Annotated in this window: 15 protein-coding genes; 9 read left to right on the top strand and 6 right to left on the bottom strand. The window is 58.5% G+C overall.

Annotation, left to right across the window (positions count from 1 at the left end):
• Positions 1-168: 168 nt before the first annotated feature.
• Positions 169-3537 (bottom strand): (Fe-S)-binding protein, encoded by a 3369-nt coding sequence (locus ADM64_RS07600; protein ID WP_049193756.1) that lies wholly within the window; start codon positions 3535-3537, stop codon positions 169-171.
• 788 nt (positions 3538-4325) lie between these two features.
• Here ADM64_RS07600 and ADM64_RS07605 point away from each other — a divergent pair.
• On the top strand, positions 4326-4934 hold the full coding sequence (locus tag ADM64_RS07605) for a YdcF family protein (protein WP_049193757.1): 609 nt from the start codon (positions 4326-4328) through the stop codon (positions 4932-4934).
• 6 nt (positions 4935-4940) lie between these two features.
• Here the strand turns inward: ADM64_RS07605 and ADM64_RS07610 are convergent, their stop codons facing one another.
• On the bottom strand, positions 4941-5717 hold the full coding sequence (locus ADM64_RS07610; protein ID WP_049193758.1) for an enoyl-CoA hydratase: 777 nt from the start codon (positions 5715-5717) through the stop codon (positions 4941-4943).
• A gap of 246 nt (positions 5718-5963) precedes the next feature.
• Here ADM64_RS07610 and ADM64_RS07615 point away from each other — a divergent pair, with 246 nt between their 5' ends.
• Positions 5964-6728, top strand: a complete 765-nt coding sequence (locus ADM64_RS07615; RefSeq protein WP_049171735.1) for a cyclase family protein — start codon at positions 5964-5966, stop codon at positions 6726-6728.
• Positions 6729-7005: 277 nt separating this feature from the next.
• On the opposite strand, the gene ADM64_RS07620 is transcribed toward ADM64_RS07615, so the two are convergent.
• Positions 7006-7737: a YcnI family protein gene (locus ADM64_RS07620; RefSeq protein WP_049171733.1), complete on the bottom strand. Its 732-nt coding sequence runs from the start codon at positions 7735-7737 to the stop codon at positions 7006-7008.
• A gap of 518 nt (positions 7738-8255) precedes the next feature.
• Between ADM64_RS07620 and dnaK the strand changes: the two genes are divergently transcribed.
• Genes dnaK through ADM64_RS07640 form a run of 4 tightly spaced genes read left to right on the top strand, consistent with a single transcriptional unit; the run spans position 8256 to position 12354 of the window.
• Positions 8256-10097, top strand: coding sequence for a molecular chaperone DnaK (gene dnaK, locus ADM64_RS07625; protein ID WP_048734453.1), 1842 nt, complete (start codon positions 8256-8258; stop codon positions 10095-10097).
• Positions 10098-10099: 2 nt separating this feature from the next.
• Positions 10100-10687: a nucleotide exchange factor GrpE gene (gene grpE / locus ADM64_RS07630; RefSeq protein ID WP_016421563.1), complete on the top strand. Its 588-nt coding sequence runs from the start codon at positions 10100-10102 to the stop codon at positions 10685-10687.
• 60 nt (positions 10688-10747) lie between these two features.
• Positions 10748-11944, top strand: a complete 1197-nt coding sequence (dnaJ, locus tag ADM64_RS07635) for a molecular chaperone DnaJ (RefSeq protein WP_005511752.1) — start codon at positions 10748-10750, stop codon at positions 11942-11944.
• A complete protein-coding gene (locus tag ADM64_RS07640) occupies positions 11944-12354 on the top strand; it encodes a heat shock protein transcriptional repressor HspR (RefSeq protein ID WP_016421562.1) in 411 nt (136 codons plus the stop codon). The genes dnaJ and ADM64_RS07640 overlap by 1 nt, the downstream gene beginning before the upstream one ends.
• A 108-nt stretch (positions 12355-12462) precedes the next feature.
• On the opposite strand, the gene ADM64_RS07645 is transcribed toward ADM64_RS07640, so the two are convergent.
• Both ADM64_RS07645 and ADM64_RS07650 read right to left on the bottom strand, forming a co-directional pair.
• A complete protein-coding gene (locus tag ADM64_RS07645) occupies positions 12463-14025 on the bottom strand; it encodes an alpha/beta hydrolase (protein ID WP_049189444.1) in 1563 nt (520 codons plus the stop codon).
• The gene (locus ADM64_RS07650; protein WP_016421560.1) at positions 14013-14330 is read right to left on the bottom strand and encodes a hypothetical protein; all 318 of its coding nucleotides are present in this window, start codon (positions 14328-14330) and stop codon (positions 14013-14015) included. Before ADM64_RS07650 ends, ADM64_RS07645 begins: the two co-directional genes overlap by 13 nt.
• Positions 14331-14473: 143 nt before the next feature.
• Between ADM64_RS07650 and ADM64_RS07655 the strand changes: the two genes are divergently transcribed.
• The 3 genes from ADM64_RS07655 (at position 14474) to ADM64_RS07665 (ending at position 16761) form a co-directional block, all read left to right on the top strand.
• Positions 14474-15322 (top strand): carbon-nitrogen hydrolase family protein, encoded by an 849-nt coding sequence (locus tag ADM64_RS07655; RefSeq protein ID WP_049193760.1) that lies wholly within the window; start codon positions 14474-14476, stop codon positions 15320-15322.
• A gap of 99 nt (positions 15323-15421) precedes the next feature.
• Positions 15422-16039 (top strand): trimeric intracellular cation channel family protein, encoded by a 618-nt coding sequence (locus tag ADM64_RS07660; protein ID WP_016421558.1) that lies wholly within the window; start codon positions 15422-15424, stop codon positions 16037-16039.
• Positions 16040-16122: 83 nt separating this feature from the next.
• Positions 16123-16761, top strand: a complete 639-nt coding sequence (locus ADM64_RS07665) for a DedA family protein (protein ID WP_016421557.1) — start codon at positions 16123-16125, stop codon at positions 16759-16761.
• A gap of 131 nt (positions 16762-16892) precedes the next feature.
• Here the strand turns inward: ADM64_RS07665 and ADM64_RS07670 are convergent, their stop codons facing one another.
• Positions 16893-17780 (bottom strand): fructose bisphosphate aldolase, encoded by an 888-nt coding sequence (locus tag ADM64_RS07670; RefSeq protein WP_038626781.1) that lies wholly within the window; start codon positions 17778-17780, stop codon positions 16893-16895.
• Positions 17781-18097 lie beyond the last annotated feature (317 nt).

The raw sequence follows: 18097 nt of genomic DNA on the forward strand, positions 1-18097 counted from the left end.
ATCTCTAACGGGATGCAGTAATCAATATGCAGTAATCAATATATTGTCAGTGCGGTTGAGAGTGCCATTTGCATGATTAATGCCGTGGCGCAGGGATCGTCGTAAAGCACAAAAAATCCGCCCGGGAAGAATAACCTCTCGGGCGGATTCCTGCTTACTTAGCGAGCGCTACTTACGTCGCGCCGATCCTGGCAGCGGAACTCCGTGCTGGTTGCGCGGAAGGTTCTTAGCGCTTGCCGACGGCGCCTGCGTCTCCTCGGCTGGGGTCTCAGTGGCCTGCTCGGTGGAGGTGGCATCTTCCGCCGACTGCTGTTCGGTAACCTCTGGTTGCGCCGGAGCCTGCTCTGCCTCTGGCTGAGCAGGAGCCTCCTGAGCTTCGGTTTCCTCTGCTGCCGGGGCAGGGGTGCTAGCGACTGGCTTGGCCTTGCGTGCGCCACCCGGGATTGGAGCGCCCTTGCGTGCGCCGCCCGGAACCGGAGCACCGGATGCGGTCTTCGGCTGCTCAGCTGCTGGCTGCTCGGACTCGGTGGCCGCTACTTCAGCAGCGGCTTCCTCGGCGGGAGCGGTTTTCTCGGCCTTCGGCTTCGCGGCCGGAGCTGCCTTCTTAGCGCCACCCGGAACCGGAGCGCCCTTGCGTGCGCCACCCGGAATCGGAGCGCCCTTCGTTGCCTTCGGAGCCTCAGTCGGAGCTTCGGTTTCTGCAGCTGCTGGCTCTGCCTGCGCGGCCGGTTTAGCGGCCTTGGCGCCGCCCGGAACTGGAGCGCCCTTCTTAGCGCCGCCTGGAACCGGGGCACCGCCCTTGGCACCGCCTGGCTTCGGAGCGCCGCCCGGAGCTGGAGCACCCTTCTTGGCACCGCCTGGGGTCGGGGCGCCGCCCTTTGCACCACCTGGAACCGGTGCGCCGGCCTTGGCACCGCCTGGCTTCGGAGCGCCACCCGGAGCAGGAGCACCCTTCTTGGCGCCACCCGGAGTTGGTGCGCCGGCCTTGGCACCGCCTGGCTTTGGAGCACCGCCTGGAGCTGGAGCGCCCTTCTTGGCACCACCTGGGGTCGGTGCGCCGCCCTTGGCGCCACCCGGCTTCGGAGCACCACCCGGAGTCGGAGCGCCACCCTTGGCAGCAGCGCCTGCAGCAGCACCAGCAGCTGCGGCACCAGCGCCGGCAGCGGATGCCTTCTCTGCCTTCTTCTTCTCGGCAGCCTCAGCCTTCTTGCGCTTAGCTTCCTCTTCCTCGAGGCGCTGACGCTCTTCCTCTTCAGCCTTCTTTGGATCGACCCAGCCACGCTCCGGCTGCTCAATCCACTCCGGTTCGCGTGCCTGCGGCAGCTCGCCGTCGACCTTCACGGAGTCGCGGAGCATCTGGGCGATGTCCAGGACCTCCGGCTTCTTCTCGTCGTCCTCGATGACGTTGTTGACGCCATCGTTCATCATCGTCTTACAGAACGGGCAGCCGATGGCAATTGCCTCAGCGCCGGTTCCGACAGCCTCTTCGGTGCGGTTTACGTTGATGCGCTGACCGATGGTCTCTTCCATCCACATGCGAGCGCCACCAGCACCACAGCAGAAGCCGGTGTTCTTATTACGCGGCATTTCGACGAGGTTGGCGCCGGACGCGCCAATCAGTTCACGCGGAGCCTCGAATACCTTGTTGTGGCGGCCCAGGAAGCATGGGTCGTGGTAGGTGACCTGGCGGCCCTGACCCGAAGCAACCGGCTGCAGGCGGTTAGCACGAACCAGCTTGTTCAGCAGCTGGGTGTGGTGGACAACTTCGTACTGTCCGCCCAGCTCCGGGTACTCGTTCTTGAAGGTGTTGAAGCAGTGCGCACAGGTGACGACAATCTTGCGCTGCTTCGGCGGCACACCGTCGAAGACCTCGTCGAGCTGCTCGATGTTCTGCTCAGCCAACATCTGGAAGAGGAACTCGTTACCAGCACGGCGAGCGGAGTCACCAGTACAACCCTCAGCCTGGGAGAGCACAGCGTACTTCACACCGGCGGTGTAAAGCATCTCTGCAACAGCCTTGGTGGTCTTCTTCGCATTGTCGTCGTAGGCACCGGCACAACCGACCCAGAACAGGTACTCGGTGTCGTCGAAGCTCTCGACATCCTCGCCCCAAATCGGGACAACGACGCCTTCCTTGCGGACCTCATTGATCCAGTCGGCGCGAGTGGAAGCGTTCTGGCCCCACGGGTTGCCCTTGGTTTCAAGGTTCTTGAACAGGCCAGCCAGCTCGGTCGGGAAGTCCGACTCGACCAGAACCTGGTAACGACGCATATCGACGATGTGGTCGATGTGCTCAATGTCAACCGGACACTGCTCGACACAGGCGCCACAGTTGGTGCAGGACCACAGGACGTCCTGGTCGATGATGCCCTCATCGCCGTCGCCAACCAGCGGCTTGGTCAGGAGTGCTGCGCCAGCGCCTTCGCCCTCGCGAGCGGTTTCGATGGTCTCGCCAGCCAACAGGTACGGGGCAGAAGCGTAAGCGTGGTCACGCAGCTGGTTAACCAGCAGCTTCGGGGACAGCGGCTTGGAAGTGTTCCAGGCCGGGCACTGCTCCTGGCAGCGACCACACTCGGTACAAGAGGTGAAGTCCAGCAGAGCCTTCCAGGAGTGGTCGGTAACCACGCCGGTGCCCATGGAGTCAACCTCCGGGTCAGCCTCTTCCAGGTTCAGGATCTCGCCGTTAGAGGTCATCGGCTTAGCCCCAGCGAGGGCGTTGTAGCCGTCAGCGTTGCGCTTGAGCAGGATGTTGGCGAACGCCAGGAAGCGGTGCCATGCGACACCCCAAGTGAGGTTGCGGCCAACAACGAAGAGCCAGACCATACCGGACAGCAGCTTAATCAGCGCGAAGATGGACACCATGACTCCGGAGGCCGGCAGAATCTGTGCGATACCACCGGTGACGAAGTTCGCCCAGGTCCAGACCTCGGCGCCAGTGTGACCGTGGTCGCCGTAGGTAGCCAGCTTGGCAGCCTTGACGAACATCATGCCCAGGCCCTCGATGAGGACGACGGCCTCAACGAAGTAGGCAGCCTTGGCGTTGGATCCGTAGAAGCGGCTCAGACGCTCCTTGCCCAGGTTGGTCTGGCGGACGAGAATCAGTGCCAGGATGCCCAGGGTGGTGCCCAGGCCGAGCAGTTCGTCGATGAAGTGCCAGGCGGTCAGATTCCTGAGGATTGGCCAACCACCGGCTGGCCAGAAGGTCTGAATGTACGCCTCGAACCACACTAGGGAACCGAGGAGGAAGCCCACCATGACGAACCAGTGAGCCACAGCAACGCCGGGCTTCTTGGCCATCTTGGTGTGACCGACGATCTCTCGGATCATGGTCCAAATACGGGTTCCCCATTCACCGGTGTGACCGTACGTCTTTTGGCCCACCATGATGGTCTTCACCATATGGGTGAATCCCTTAATAAAGATGAACCAGCAGGGCAGGGACAACAGGACGCCAATAACGCCGACTGCGACGGTGAATCCGGTAGATTCCGGAATCGCCGTGTCAGCCGTCGCCGCGGCGAGGTTGAGCACGCTCATAATGTTCCTTCTAGGCTGGCTCAGCCAGGGTGATGGCTGAGTGAAAATAGTTCTCTTGTGAGTTCTATCACGAGCCGCGGACGCTTACCTAACTAATGTGCAAAATAGTGCTGAATTCATTGATACACGGTGTAACCAGCGGTTATTTGACGAATTACGCAAAAAAATCGTTGTTTTATTCGAGAGGGGTTCGAGGGGGTTGACGCCTTCGCTTGACGACGGCGCGCGGCACTTTCGTCGTCACGCATTTGTAGGCGGAAGTGGCGGCGGAGTTGCGTGTATGTAGTTGTCGAGTGTTGTCGATTCGATGTTTTGCGGACGCATTGTGGGGGTAGTGCTGGAGTGCAGGGGTGGGGCTGTGTTGCGAGGTGGAGAAGATGTTCGGTGGCGTGTTGATTTTTGAAGATTGACTGAAGCGGACATCTATTCACATGCGTTACATCCTTAACTTAAATAACAATAGTGACTTCTGTACCTGTGTTTTGGTGGATAATTTGCTATTGGATCCCGGGATTTGCTGGCAGTTAACGAAAAAGTCATTAAATGTAACTCACTTTTATGAATCCCAAGTGGATTTAAAAGCCTCTACGTCCGCAATTTACCTGGTAGGCGGCGTGCTATTTTGGTGGCGAAGAGAGTGCCTGGCCACCCCCGCGTAATTCTTATGTAGGCGCCATTTTGTGTAGCGCCTAGTATTAGCGGCGTGATACTGCGGATTTATCCGCCTGATTCTAAATGGCATGTGGGGTATGGATTTTTCCGTGCCACTTTTCTTGAGAGGGACTTTAATGGCGCGATCTTTCCGTGCAATCGCTATGGCTGGAGCTGGCCTTATTCTTACTGCGAGTGCGGTCTTTGGCTCGGGCGCAGTGGCAAACGCCAATCCGGTCAGTGCAGTCGCAGTCAAGGCGTTCAATAGCTCGCTTGCGACTCCAGTGGTGGTTTCCCCGGTCGGACGTGCAGCTGCGGAGACTGCGTTACTTGATCCTCAGGTGCCGATTATTGTGCTCGGGGCCCGTCTCAATCCCGACTGCAGTGCTCCTGCTGTGTTGACGTCCCGATTGGAAACTGCACGTTCGCTGGCGCTGCGTCATCCGCTTAACCCGGTCGTCGTCACGGGTGGTCGTACTCAGCCGGGCTGCCAGACTGAGGCTGAGTACATGCGTGATGCGCTTGCATCTATGGGAGTGTGGAAGCGACGAATCACGATGGAAACAAACTCAGACTCCACCGTTGAAAACGCGGCAGGCACTGCATACCTTGCAGGATCGGGAGCCCGTGGCGTTCGTGCTGCTGTCATTGTGACTTCTCCAACGCACACACCGCGTGCACGAGACACCTATGCTGCCGCCGACAACTCGGCTCTGTGGCTGGCAGTCCCGTCGACTGTGAATTAGCAGTTTCTAGGAATTGGTGAAGTTTGCCTCGCGCTTTTCAGTGAAAGCGGCCATGCCTTCCTTCTGGTCATTGGAGGAGAACAGGGAGTGGAAGGTGCGACGCTCAAAGAGCAGTCCCTGCGACAGCGTCATTTCGTAGGCCTGGTTGATCTGTTCCTTAATCTGGGTAGTGGCAACCAGAGACTTCGACGCAATGGTGTCGGCGACTTTCAGGGCCTCGTCGAGAAGCGCGTCCGGCTCGACGACGCGGGCGACCAGACCTGCGCACTCAGCTTCCTCGGCACCCATCATGCGGCCGGTGAGGCACATCTCCATTGCCTTAGCCTTGCCGATTGCGCGGGTGAGACGCTGCGAGCCGCCCATGCCCGGAGAGATGCCGAGGTTGACCTCAGGCTGACCGAACTTGGCCTTAGCGCCAGCGATGATGAAGTCCGCCATCATAGCGACCTCGCAGCCACCGCCCAGGGCGTAGCCGTTGACGGCGGCGATAACTGGAGTGCGGACGGAAGTCAGAACATCCCAACGTGCGAACCAGTCAGAGACATACATCTCGGTGCCGGACTTGTCCGCCATCTCCTTAATGTCCGCACCTGCGGCAAACGCCTTCTCGGAGCCGGTGATGATAATCGCGCCGATTCCCGAGTCGTTGTCGAAAGCGGTGGCTGCTGCGCCGATCTCTTCCATGGTCTTGTGGTTCAGGGCGTTCAGTGCCTTCGGGCGGTTCAGGGTGATAATGCCGACGCGACCTCGGGTTTCGGTAAGGATGTTTTCGTAGGTGGTCATTAGATACTCCTTTGGGATGGCTTGAGTTTGGTGAAAGTTGTGTATGTAGCCCGCAATTCCAAAATCTGAAGAACGTGGCTGCGGCTTGAAAAGTCTTTCCTGTATGCGAGGGTACCTGCGGTAGCGGGTGTCGTCAGGCTGTTTGAGCTGATAGGTGCAGGGTGGGGCGAGTTGGTGTCTTTTAGTGCTCGATGTGCCGGTGGCCATATTGGCTAACTAGACAGCTTTGTCTATATACTTCGCTTTATGTCGAACAAGAACACCGCAAACACGCACGAACTATGGGACATTGCTCGCAAGCTTCGGGAAAACCACACCTATGTTGACTTGACTCACGCGTTTCACGCCGGTCAGCCGAAATTCCCTGCGCTTCCCGACGAACAGCGAACACGGCTTTTCACCGTTGCTGAGCATGGATTTGAAATCGACCAGTATCAGTTTGTTGGCCAGTGGGGTACGCATGTGGATCCGCCTGTGCATTTCGTCCAAGAGACGAGAACTCTTGACAATATTGGCGTCGAGCAGATGATCCTGCCTTTGGTCGTCCTAGATTTCACTGCTGAAGTCGCTCGGGATAATGATTTCTCCCCTTCGATTGCTGATGTCGAGGCGTGGGAGGAACGCAATGGTTTGATTCCGGGCGGTGCATTTGTCGCATTTCGCAGTGACTGGTCAAAGCGGTGGCCTGACGCTGAGGCAATGGCCAATGCGGATGAAGAGGGCGTGACTCACTACCCAGGATGGAACGTTGAGGTTGTCGAATGGTTGATAGACAACCGTGGCGTTGTGGCGATTGGGCACGAGACCACTGATACGGACCCCGGCATCGTGGCTCATGGTGGCAGCTTGCCGACGGAACTCTATCTATTAGGGCGTGACCGATGGCAGATTGAACTTCTGGCTGGGCTCGACCAGGTGCCGGAAACGGGGGCTCTCGTGGTTGCCTCCTGGCCGAAGCCAAAGGATGGGACGGGGTTCCCAGCTCGAGTTTTTGCTGTTTTGCCAGTGTAATCCTCCCACTGCCTTCGAACGGTTTTCGAATACGCCATAAAGCTTCGCCTAACTCAATCCGAGCCTAGATGCGTGATTCAGCCGTCATTGTTTGAGAGCTTTGCATTGTCCGTTCACTGCGTCGACCGAAACGACGAGCCGACAGCACGGATTATCCTCCGGCGTGCATTGTCAAGATCGGCCGGCTCTATGTGCTCGCATGGGGTGAGCTCTGTGAAGGCATGGGCGGCAGTGCCGCGGTGAAGGCGGATTCCCGAGTGGCAATCCGCCTGTGGTCTTAACCTCGCTTACGCAGTGAAACTACCAATGCGGCAATACCGGTCAGCGCGCCCACGAGGCCGAGCCCCAGGCCCCAGCCGCCAAGCGTGCTGCTCGAATCCTCGCTGGTAGCAGCTGCGGAATGCTCCACGTCGTCTGAGCGGCTATCGCCGTGGTTTGTCTCGCTGGTGCCATGGTTGTGGCTGTGGTCGTGGCCGTGGCTATGTTCATTGTCTTCCGACTTCTCAATCAGCTCCACAGTTGGAACCGGGTAGTCACTATCGTGGTCCTTTTCAGCCCAGTTCATCGAACCCTTTTCACAGGTTTGCAGCGTCGGCACCTCAACTGTCGACGGCTTTGCGTCATCAGCCACCTTCACGCTGAGCGTCAGAGAATCCTTCAGGTCCGACGGCAGTGGAGTCTTTGCGGTGTAGATGACCTTCTGCACCTTTTCATTCTTGCCAGAGCCGGTCGACTCCTTGGTGACATCCCAGTTCGCGTTCACGTTCGGCGTAACCTTTTCGAACTCCTCCGGGATGGTGAACTCGACCTTCGTCGTCGGCGAACCGTCGCAGCCATGGCCGACCCCGAAAGCCAGATCCGCGTAGCCGCCAATCGGGGCAGACGACGGGGTTGCATGCACATGTGCGGATGCAATGGCAGGGAAGGCGAGGGTTAGTGCGGCGCTTGCCGACGCTACTGCGAGCCCACGGAAAAAGGGGAAATGGTGTCGCTGTGCATTCTGAGGCACGAAAAACTCCTAAATAAGTGGGATGAATTCTTGGCTCAATCGCCCCGTAAATGGGGAGAATTTAGACATGTATTAGTGGAGCCGCCAGAGCTGATTCGGTGTCAGGCCATGGGGTAACAAGGGCATGGCCTGTTGATGAGCCGGTGGCTGCAAAACACGTCAGGGGATTAGTCGGTTCGCTGTGCAGGAAAGTTCCCAGGGCTAGTGCTAGGAAATTCTTTGTCCCCCTGGAGTCCAGAGGCAGGATTCTGTATAGAAAATTGCGCTGTCGGCTACCGTGAGTGGCTTTAGAGCATAGTCTTGTAAAAATCTTTTATCGCGGTGACCTGCGGTGATGACGGTTTTTTTAGAAAAGTTGAGTCGGGTTGGAATAACTTTGTCCCATAGTCCGTTGCATAGCATGACAAACATTGAGTCGGACACACTCAAGTTTGCTTGACAGATTTTCTACGGCAATGCAGACTTGAGCGCGTAAGACTTAAGGGCAATTCTTTTACTCTTCTAGAAAGGTGTTCATCATGGGACGCGCTGTTGGTATTGACTTGGGTACGACGAACTCCTGTGTCTCCGTCCTCGAGGGCGGCGAGGCTCAGGTGATTGCGAACGCTGAGGGTTCGCGCACCACTCCGTCGGTGGTTGCATTTGCAAAGAATGGTGAGGTCCTGGTTGGCCAGTCCGCTAAGAACCAGGCTGTCACTAACGTTGATCGCACTATTCGTTCGGTCAAGCGCCACATGGGTACTGACTGGAGCATCGAGATTGATGACAAGAAGTACACTCCGCAGGAGATTTCCGCTCGTACGCTGATGAAGCTGAAGCGCGACGCTGAGTCTTACCTGGGTGACGACGTCACTGATGCGGTTATTACCGTTCCGGCTTACTTCAACGACGCTGAGCGTCAGGCAACCAAGGAAGCGGGTCAGATTGCTGGCCTGAACGTCCTGCGCATTGTCAATGAGCCGACTGCTGCTGCACTTGCTTACGGTCTGGAGAAGTCCGACAAGGAGCAGACCATTCTGGTCTTCGACCTCGGTGGCGGTACCTTCGACGTCTCCCTGCTGGAGATCGGCGACGGTGTTGTTGAGGTTCGCGCAACTGCTGGTGACAACAAGCTCGGTGGCGATGACTGGGATCAGCGCATCGTTGACTGGTTGGTTGAGAAGTTCCAGTCCAGCAACGGCATTGACCTGACCAAGGACAAGATGGCTCTGCAGCGTCTGCGTGAGGCTGCTGAGAAGGCCAAGATTGAGCTGTCCTCCTCGCAGCAGGCATCTATCAACCTGCCGTACATCACCGTTGATGCTGACAAGAACCCGCTGTTCCTGGACGAGACCCTGTCCCGTACTGAGTTCCAGCGCATCACCTCTGATTTGCTTGACCGCACTCGTAAGCCGTTCCAGCAGGTCATTGCTGACGCTGATGTTTCGGTTTCCGACATTGACCACGTCGTGCTGGTCGGTGGTTCCACCCGTATGCCGGCAGTCTCCGAGCTGGTCAAGGAACTGACCGGTGGTCGTGAACCGAACAAGGGCGTTAACCCGGACGAGGTTGTCGCAGTTGGTGCTGCTCTGCAGGCCGGCGTTCTGCGCGGTGAGGTCAAGGACGTGCTGCTGCTCGACGTCACCCCGCTGTCGCTGGGTATTGAGACCAAGGGCGGTGTCATGACCAAGCTGATCGAACGCAACACCACTATCCCGACCAAGCGTTCGGAGACCTTCACCACTGCTGAAGACAACCAGCCGAGCGTTCAGATTCAGGTCTTCCAGGGCGAGCGTGAGATGGCTGCTGCCAACAAGCTGCTGGGCTCTTTCGAGCTGGGCGGTATCGCTCCGGCACCGCGTGGTGTCCCGCAGATTGAGGTCACCTTCGACATCGACGCCAACGGCATTGTCCACGTCACCGCTAAGGACAAGGGCACTGGTAAGGAAAACACGATCACCATCCAGGACGGCTCCGGCCTCTCCAAGGAGGAGATCGACCAGATGATCAAGGACGCTGAGAAGCACGCTGACGAGGACAAGAAGCGCCGCGAGGAGCAGGAAGTCCGCAACTCGGCTGAGTCCATGGCTTACCAGACCCGCAAGTTCGCATCGGAGAACGAGGACAAGGTTTCCCAGGACATCCGCGACCGCGTTGAAGAGGCCGCCAAGGAAGTCGACGAGGCTCTGAAGGGCTCCGACATCGAGGCCATCAAGTCCGCCGTCGAGAAGCTGTCCACCGAGAGCCAGGAGATGGGTAAGGCTATCTACGAGGCTCAGGCAGCTGAGGGTGCAACCGCAGCCGAGGGTGCTGAGGCCGCTGACGCTGACGACAACGTCGTTGACGCTGAGGTCGTCGACGAGGACGAGAAGGACAAGTAAGAATGACTGACCAGGATCAGGGAAACCAGCCCACCCCGGAGGAGCCGGCCAACCTGGCCGATCAGGTCAACGAGGTCTTCGAGCAGGCCAAGCTTGACGACGACGTGGAGCCGGCGACCGAAGGTGCCGCCGGCGACACCGCCGCGGAGGAAGCTGCAGACCCAGTTGCAGCCATCCAGCGTGAGTTGGATGAGCGCACGGAGGACCTGCAGCGCCTGTCGGCGGAGTTCGCAAACTACCGTCGTCGAGTTGACCGAGACCGTGAAGCCGAGCGCGTACAGGCGAAGGCAAAGCTGGCTGGAGAACTGCTGGTTTTGGCTGATGACCTCGACCGGGCTGAAGAGCACGGCGACTTGGCAGACGGCACGCCGCTGAAGGCTTTCGCGGATAAATTCCGTGGCGTGCTGACCGCACAGGGTGTTGAGGAATTTGGTGCCGCAGGAGAGGAGTTCAACCCGGACATCCACGAGGCTGTCCAGGATCTCTCTGAAGGGGATGACAAGGTTCTAGCCAATGTGCTGCGCAAGGGCTACCGAATTAATGACCGTGTCATTCGTACGGCGATGGTAATCATCGGCGATCCGCAGTAGCGGAGACACAAGTGACGCAGATTTCTTTGAATTAGTTTTTCTGAAAGGAGGAGATGCACCATGACTCAACGGGAATGGGCAGATAAGGACTATTACGCTGACTTGGGCGTCTCTAAGTCTGCGTCACTCGACGAGATTAAAAAGGCCTACCGCAAGTTAGCCCGGGAGAACCACCCGGACAAGAACCCGGGTAACAAGGCCGCTGAAGATAAGTTCAAGCGAATCTCCGAGGCATACTCGGTGGTCGGTGACGAGGACAAGCGCCGCGAATACGATGAGCTGCGTGCAGCTCTCGCAGGTGGTTTCCGATTCCCCGGTGCCGCAGGTGCCGGCGGAGCCGGTGCTGCCGGTGCACGTGGATTCGACTTCGACGTGTCGGATCTCTTCGGCGGAGGTGCCGGATTCGGTGGCAATGCTGGTGGTGCAGGTGGCCTAGGTGATTTCCTGGGCGGCTTCGTAAACCGCAATGGTGGCGCTGGTGCTGCCGGGCGGCAGAAGGCCCGCCGTGGTGCGGATGTGGAGACAGAGATTACGCTCGATTTCCGCGAGGCTGCCCAAGGTGTCACCATCCCGCTGCAGCTCACCAACCCGTCGCCATGCACGAACTGCAATGGTTCGGGTGCAGCGCCGGGAACCTCACCGGTGACGTGTACCACCTGTCATGGTTCGGGATATGTCAAGGAGCAAAAGGGGGCCTTCGGCTTCTCCAGTCCGTGTGCGGACTGTGGTGGCCAGGGCACTCGTATCGAGAACCCTTGCTCGCAGTGTAACGGCACCGGTGTGACCACCCGCCGTCGTACCATCACCGTTCGCGTCCCCGCAGGTGTGGTGGACGGCCAGAAGGTCCGTCTTGCGGGCCAAGGTGAAGCGGGACTGCGGGGACGTCCGGCCGGTGACCTCTTTGTCACCGTTCATGTTCGCCCGGATGAAGTCTTCACCCGCAGCGGCAACGACCTTGAGGTCACGGTGCCCGTGAGCTTCGGCGAGCTCGCACTCGGCGGCACCATTACCGTGCCGACGTTGGGTGACAAGATTCGCGTGCGTGTCCCGGCTGGCACAGCCGATGGCCGAACACTGCGTGTGCGCGGTCGAGGAATCCCGAAGCGCAATGGCACTCCGGGTGACCTGCTGGTAACCGTGCGTGTGAAGGTGCCGACCAATTTGGACGACAATGCCACTTCGGCATTGCGCTCCTACGTCGAAGCGGAACGTGCCAGCGGGTTCAATCCTCGTGAGGGTTGGGCAGGTGCGAAATAATGTCCGACAACACTGAGGTCTATGTCATATCCGTAGCCGCGAATCTCGCGGGCATGCATGCGCAGACGCTGCGCAATTATGACCGACTCGGGTTGGTAACTCCGCAGCGAACCTCCGGCGGAGGTCGGCGCTACACCAAACGCGATGTGGCGCTGCTGCGTGAGATTCAACGTCTGAGTCAGGAAGACGGCGTCAACCTGGCCGGTATTAAGGCCATCATCGACCTGACTGAGCGGGTGGATTCGCTTGAGCAGGAAAATGCAGAACTGCGAGAGCAGCTCTATCAAGCAAAGGCACAGGCTCGTCGTTCGCGAGGCGAACTGGTTCACGTCCCACGCTCTACGGCAGTGGTGATGTGGGAGCCGCGCACACGACGCCGGCACAAAGACAACCGCGGTGGGGAAAGGTAATCCCACACGGCTGAGTGAACGGACTAACCAGCGTCGCCTGGTTAGTCCGTTTTCTTTTGGCTTGTTAATTTGGGCCGTGGATTCGCAACCGCTGATCTGAGAGACCGGTCAGCTGTCAGTTAGCCACCGGTTGGCCTCGCGGGTGAAAACTTCGTCGTCAAAGTAGTGTTCGATGTGTGGGTTGCCCTGGATGTGCCGATACTTTTGAGGAATATCCTGCACGGGAGTGACCATGAATTCGGCCAAGTCTCGCATGGACAGGCCACGCTCACTCAGGTTGAGTGCGTACGCGCCGAAATCCTTATCCGCTGGGTTTTTCCCATGAATCCCCAGTTCGGCAGGAATACGAATGGGGTCCATCGGGGACGTCGCCACTGCCACACGGTGGCTATTTTCATCTTCGGGTCGGACTGTGCCGTCCGGCTTGAGTAGTTTCATGTCGTTTGCGCGCTCCAGTCCGGGGCCAACACCTGGCGGAGCTATGAGCAGCACCCTATCCGCGTAGAGGCCACTACCAAGGGAAGCCTGCGAGACCACCGTCGCCCCATAGCTATAGCCGGCAACAACGTGCCGCTGAGTAGAAGACGTGCCGTGGCTAGTAATGCCACCGGCAATCGCAGTGTCACCACTATCGACACCACCGGAACGTTCAATCAAACCAGCTTGCAAATGCTGCAGCCGCTCAGCGGCAAAATTGTGATACTCGGTGCGTATGGCCTCACGGAGGTCGGGCGGCGCGTCATAGGAAAACAACACCACCGCCACATCCTCCGGATCTTCACCGGCGGCGTGGAAGGTCGCGGCTACGCGCTCGAACTGCCTGCTAGCATCCTCCGCGCTAGAGCTGGTGCCGGGGACGAGAGTAATCACAGTCGATGCTCGCTCAACGTCACCGAACGCAATCGCAGAATGTCCAGGCGAGGACTCCAATAGTTGTCCAGGAGGCAGCCCCAAAGCCCGGGCGCGAGCGGACATGGCAGCGTCTATCTCCGATAGCGGTCTACTCGAATACGCCCCAGTCAATCCGCTCCCAACTTCCAAGTCCCAACCACCGTCAAGCCCTCTGTCAGCAGGGTTGCCAGTACCACTGCCAGCCTGTGATGGCTGCAATCTACCCGAGCCGCTAACTTCGCTTGCCACCAGTGGTGAAAGAGCTGAGATTGCGCCCGCCGCCTTCTCATCGAGTCGGTTGAGTTCAGCCAAAGCCGACTGAATCCGAAGCTGCGAGGTTGCACGCCATTCGGCCATGGTGAAAGGCCCGGCAGGAATTTTGGGATGAACGAGGCTGCGCGCAATCGCAGACAGCATGCCCTCCGGCGGAGTCACCGCACCAGAAACCAGGTTCACCTGAAACCCCAGGTTGGTTGCCTGGTTTACCGCGGCGGTAAGTTCGCGGATGACGTCGTTAAGCATGGCGGCGGTGTCGCTGCAGCAGGCGGCGAGACGTTCGAGCGCGACGCTGCTTCGGCGCAGACGCGTGGAGCTGTGGGTGACAGAAACCTCGGCGGCGCTGCGGTTGTCGCCGGCGAAGTCATCCTCTGAAAGCGCGTTGAGTGCGGCCTGGGAACTGTCGGCGGAATCGGCGAGGGCGCGCGCCCCGGAACGCAGTGCCCGGGCAAGCGTCTCCAGCGAATCCACACGCCACAGCAGCGCTTCGCCTACCGTGACCATGACAGCTTTTCCAAGGCGGCGGACTGGTCATGCTCGTGCGCGAGAGCGCTGACAGCGAGGGCATCGGCAGCCTGCGCAATAACGTCGATGTTTGTGCACGCAGCAAGCAATGATTCCGACCACTTCCCACAGGTAGTGGAGGCAGCGGGGACGATCCGTGAGCCGGGCAGGGCAGAGGTGAGCTCGGCGCTTCCCGGGGCAGCTGCGACGATGGTGGAAAGACCATCAATACGAGTGGAAATCTGCTGGTAGGAACGACTTAAGGCGGATAGTTGAGCTGGGTTGACTGTGATGTGTTCGGCCATGTTTTTGATTCTGCTGGGTGGCGAAAGGCAGCGGAAGACCATCTTCAGCGAACTGTGGATAACTCTGAGCGGAAGCAACGCAGGAAGCCGCGCTGTGGATAACTTCAGGGCGGTCAATCCGGGGTAGTCGGTAGCATTTAGGCATGCGTATTGCACTGGCTCAGTTGGAATTGTCAGCGTCGGTTGAAGAGAATCTGGACGCGGTGAAGGTGACTATCGCGCGGGCAGCACAGGACAACGCCGATTTGGTGGTTTTCCCCGAGGCCACGATGAAGGCGTTCAATTCCGGTCGCCTGGATGTCGTGGCGGAGTCCAGCAGCGATAGGTTCGTAGCGGAGGTCTCGCAGGCCGCTCACGATGCCGGAATCAGCGTGGTGGTCGGCATGTTCCGGCCGGCAGATGAAGTGGAGCGCGACGGTAAGACGATGCACCGCGTCTTCAATTCGCTGCTTCTGGCTTGGCGTGATGAGGACGGCCCCGGTGTCGAGTTCTACGACAAACTCCACCTCTTCGACGCTTTTGGGTTTCGCGAATCGGATACTGTCGCGCCGGGCAACGCGCACGTGGTCTGTGATGTCCCGCTTGCCGACGGATCGTCGGTCGCCCTCGGTCTTGCGACATGCTTTGACATCAGGTTCCCGGAGCAATTCATTCAACTGGCCAACCTGGGCGCAGAGGTCATCGCGCTGCCTGCATCGTGGAATGACGGCCCGGGCAAGGTAAGGCAGTGGCAGACGCTGGTGTCGGCACGCGCACTGGATAGCACTTGTGTGATTGCGGCAGTCGATGCAGCCCGGCCTGGTGGGGCGAAGGCCGCGGGGAAAGATGAGGGGCCGACCGGCGCGGGGCACTCCATGTTGGTCAATGCGGACGGCGGAGTTATTGCCTCGGCGGGCTACGACCCGCAGTTGCTTGTGGCCGATGTGGATATAGCGGAGGTGGAGCGGATTCGTCGCTCGATTCCGGTGCTGGAAATTCGCGATCAGGGCTAGCCGGGAAGCAATGAAGCGGGCCGAGTCGAGGGGGCGAAGATTGCGGGATATTAGCCTATAGTTCTACCGATTCGGGCGAAGTCCTTTATATTTCTTATCATGCTGCTCCACATCCTCTGGGTCATCGGAATTACGGCCGAAGGCGTCACCGGCGCACTAGCGGCCGGTCGAATGCGCATGGATCTCTTTGGAGTTTCAACAATTGCGTGCATGACTGCTATCGGCGGCGGTACCCTGCGCGATGTCATTCTCGGTCACTATCCGTTGGTGTGGGTTGCAAGCCCACAATATTTGCTGGTTATTGTCGGTGCAGCACTGATCACGGTGCTGTTGGCCGACTTCCTGATGAAGCACTTCCGGGTCGTGTTCTTGGTCGCTGACGCAATCGGTTTGTCGGCGTTTTCCATCATTGGTGCCCGCGTGGCCATGGAAATGGGGCACGGCGTCATCATCGCTATTGTCGGCGCCGTTCTTACCGGTGCGTTTGGAGGTGTGCTCCGCGACCTGATGTGTGACCGCGTCCCGCTGGTGTTTCAAAAGGAGCTCTATGCCTCCATCGCAGTCGTCGCGGCGACGCTTTACTACGTGCTCGACATGGTTGGCCTGCACGAGAACATCAACATCATCTGTGCGGTGCTGTCCGCACTGTTCATTCGACTAGCGGCGCTTTGGCGTGGCTGGTCGCTGCCGGTATTTGACTATCAGGGGCGCGATTAAAACACAGTACCCAGAAAAACTCTCAGCAAAATACTCTAATTAGCTCAGCAGAATCGATAGTTGTTGCTGAAAAGATTGCCGTTATGGATTTTTCTGGATTCCTCTCCGGTATCGGAGACCCCGAAGCTCTACTCCAGGGGTTTGGCCCTTGGGTGCTTGCGGGGCTTGGACTCATCATCTTTATTGAGTCCGGTGTGCTCTTTCCTTTTCTGCCCGGTGACTCGCTGTTGGTCACTGCTGCCGTCTTAAGGTCAGAGCTAGATGTCCACACCTGGCAGGTGCTGGTTATCGGTATTATTGCCGCGGTGCTGGGTGATCAAGTCGGTTACTTCTTAGGCCACTCCTTCGGCCGCAAACTGTTCAGCGACAATGCCAAGGTGCTCCGAACTAATCGGCTGGAAGCGGCCGAGAAGTTCTTTGCCAAGTACGGACCACTGTCGTTAGTGCTGGGGCGATTTGTTCCCATTGTGCGCACCTACGTTCCGCTGGCGGCGGGCACTGCGAATATGCCCTACGGAAAGTTCATCGGCTGGAATGTCACCGGTGCGATTGGCTGGGTCGCCAGTATGGTCGCTGTTGGTGTGCTGCTGGGCAACATTCCGGGAATCACCAGTTCCATCGACAAGATCATGTTGCTGGTCATTGCAATTTCCGTGCTACCGGTTGTCATTGGTGGTGTGAATGCGCGTCGTAAAGCAGCTGTTGCGAAGCGCTCGGTGTAGGACGGTGCTGTCGTAAGGGCAGAGGCGCCGACAGAAAAACTCCCGCACCAAGAAAACCTGGTGCGGGAGTTTTTAATTGCGCTAGCGACTACCTAGAGGTGCGCACAAGCGCAGATGCACAGCGCGGACGATTAGGAAATCGAAGCCTCGTAGATGCCCTTGACGGACTCAGCCATAGTTGCGTTGAACTCTTCGTCGGACTGCTGAGCGGACAGGCCCTCAGACAGTGCACGGGAGAAGGAAGCAATCATGCCGTGGTTGCGGGACAGGCGCTCGTTGGCGTCCTCGCGCTCGTAGCCACCGGACAGGGCGACAACGCGCATGACCTTCGGGTGCTCAATCAGCGGCTTGTACAGGTCATCCTTGGTTGGGATGGAAACCTTGATCATGACCTTCTGGTCATCAGCCAGGTCATCCAGGCCAGCGAGCAGCTCGCGCAGGACAATGTCCTCAGCCTCTGCCTTGTCAGCAGCGTTGATGTCGACCTCCGGCTCCAGGATCGGAACCAGACCGTGGGACAGAACCTGCTTGCCGAACTCGAACTGCTGAGCAATGTTGGCCTTGATGCCCTCTTCGTTTGCCTCAGCAATGAAGGAACGCATCTTGGTGCCGAAGATGCCCTTAGCGACAGCGCGCTCCAGCAGCTCATCCAGGCCCGGGCACGGCTTCATAAGCTGAACGCCGTTTTCCTTGTCTGCCAGGCCCTTGTCGGTCTTCAGGAACGGGACGATGCCCTTCTTTTCCCACAGGTACTGAGCGGTCGGGATTCCCTCGATGTCGCGATCCATTGTCTGCTCGAAGAGAATCGCGCCAATAATCTGCTCAGAGTTGAAGGACGGGGAAGTGATGATGCGGGTACGCATCTCGTGAACCAGGTCGAACATTTCATCTTCGTTCGAGTACTGATCCTCGTTGATGCCGTACAGGCGCAGAGCCTTCGGGGTAGATCCACCGGACTGGTCGAGAGCGGCGATGAAGCCCTTGCCCTCAGTCATCTGACGTGCCTGCTCGATGTTCATTCGAGTCCTTTCGTGAGAATGAAGGAATGTCACCTACTAGGGTAACCAAAACAGTATGAGTGCGCTGTCCACCCATCACTCACATGGGGGAAGTTGAATCCGGCGGGAGTGTGCTGGTGAGGACGTCGGGCGGTGTGTCGGAGTGTGTTCGCACGTGGTTTCTGGAGCTTTCCAACGTTTTCTAGTGCTTTCCGGCGCGCTACTACGCTTAACGACGCTGCCGAGCTCAATCCTTTTTGCTATAGGTGTGGTGTGAATCACGGTCGGGAAATTGAAAAACTTGAAGTTGAGTGGAACAGACTCAAGGTTGAATGCGT

Source organism: Corynebacterium sp. 401_CJEI (assembly GCF_001076435.1).
GTDB lineage: Bacteria > Actinomycetota > Actinomycetes > Mycobacteriales > Mycobacteriaceae > Corynebacterium > Corynebacterium jeikeium_D.

Bases quoted from the DNA above. Each gene is read 5' to 3' on its own strand.
- ADM64_RS07600 (WP_049193756.1), bottom strand. From the start codon at position 3,537: ATGAGCGTGCTCAACCTCGCCGCGGCGACGGCTGACACGGCGATTCCG.
- dnaJ (WP_005511752.1), top strand. From the start codon at position 10,748: ATGACTCAACGGGAATGGGCAGATAAGGACTATTACGCTGACTTGGGC.
- ADM64_RS07665 (WP_016421557.1), top strand. From the start codon at position 16,123: ATGGATTTTTCTGGATTCCTCTCCGGTATCGGAGACCCCGAAGCTCTA.
- ADM64_RS07605 (WP_049193757.1), top strand. From the start codon at position 4,326: ATGGCGCGATCTTTCCGTGCAATCGCTATGGCTGGAGCTGGCCTTATT.
- ADM64_RS07650 (WP_016421560.1), bottom strand. From the start codon at position 14,330: ATGGCCGAACACATCACAGTCAACCCAGCTCAACTATCCGCCTTAAGT.
- ADM64_RS07660 (WP_016421558.1), top strand. From the start codon at position 15,422: ATGCTGCTCCACATCCTCTGGGTCATCGGAATTACGGCCGAAGGCGTC.
- ADM64_RS07610 (WP_049193758.1), bottom strand. From the start codon at position 5,717: ATGACCACCTACGAAAACATCCTTACCGAAACCCGAGGTCGCGTCGGC.
- ADM64_RS07640 (WP_016421562.1), top strand. From the start codon at position 11,944: ATGTCCGACAACACTGAGGTCTATGTCATATCCGTAGCCGCGAATCTC.
- ADM64_RS07670 (WP_038626781.1), bottom strand. From the start codon at position 17,780: ATGAACATCGAGCAGGCACGTCAGATGACTGAGGGCAAGGGCTTCATC.
- ADM64_RS07645 (WP_049189444.1), bottom strand. From the start codon at position 14,025: ATGGTCACGGTAGGCGAAGCGCTGCTGTGGCGTGTGGATTCGCTGGAG.
- ADM64_RS07655 (WP_049193760.1), top strand. From the start codon at position 14,474: ATGCGTATTGCACTGGCTCAGTTGGAATTGTCAGCGTCGGTTGAAGAG.
- dnaK (WP_048734453.1), top strand. From the start codon at position 8,256: ATGGGACGCGCTGTTGGTATTGACTTGGGTACGACGAACTCCTGTGTC.
- ADM64_RS07615 (WP_049171735.1), top strand. From the start codon at position 5,964: ATGTCGAACAAGAACACCGCAAACACGCACGAACTATGGGACATTGCT.
- grpE (WP_016421563.1), top strand. From the start codon at position 10,100: ATGACTGACCAGGATCAGGGAAACCAGCCCACCCCGGAGGAGCCGGCC.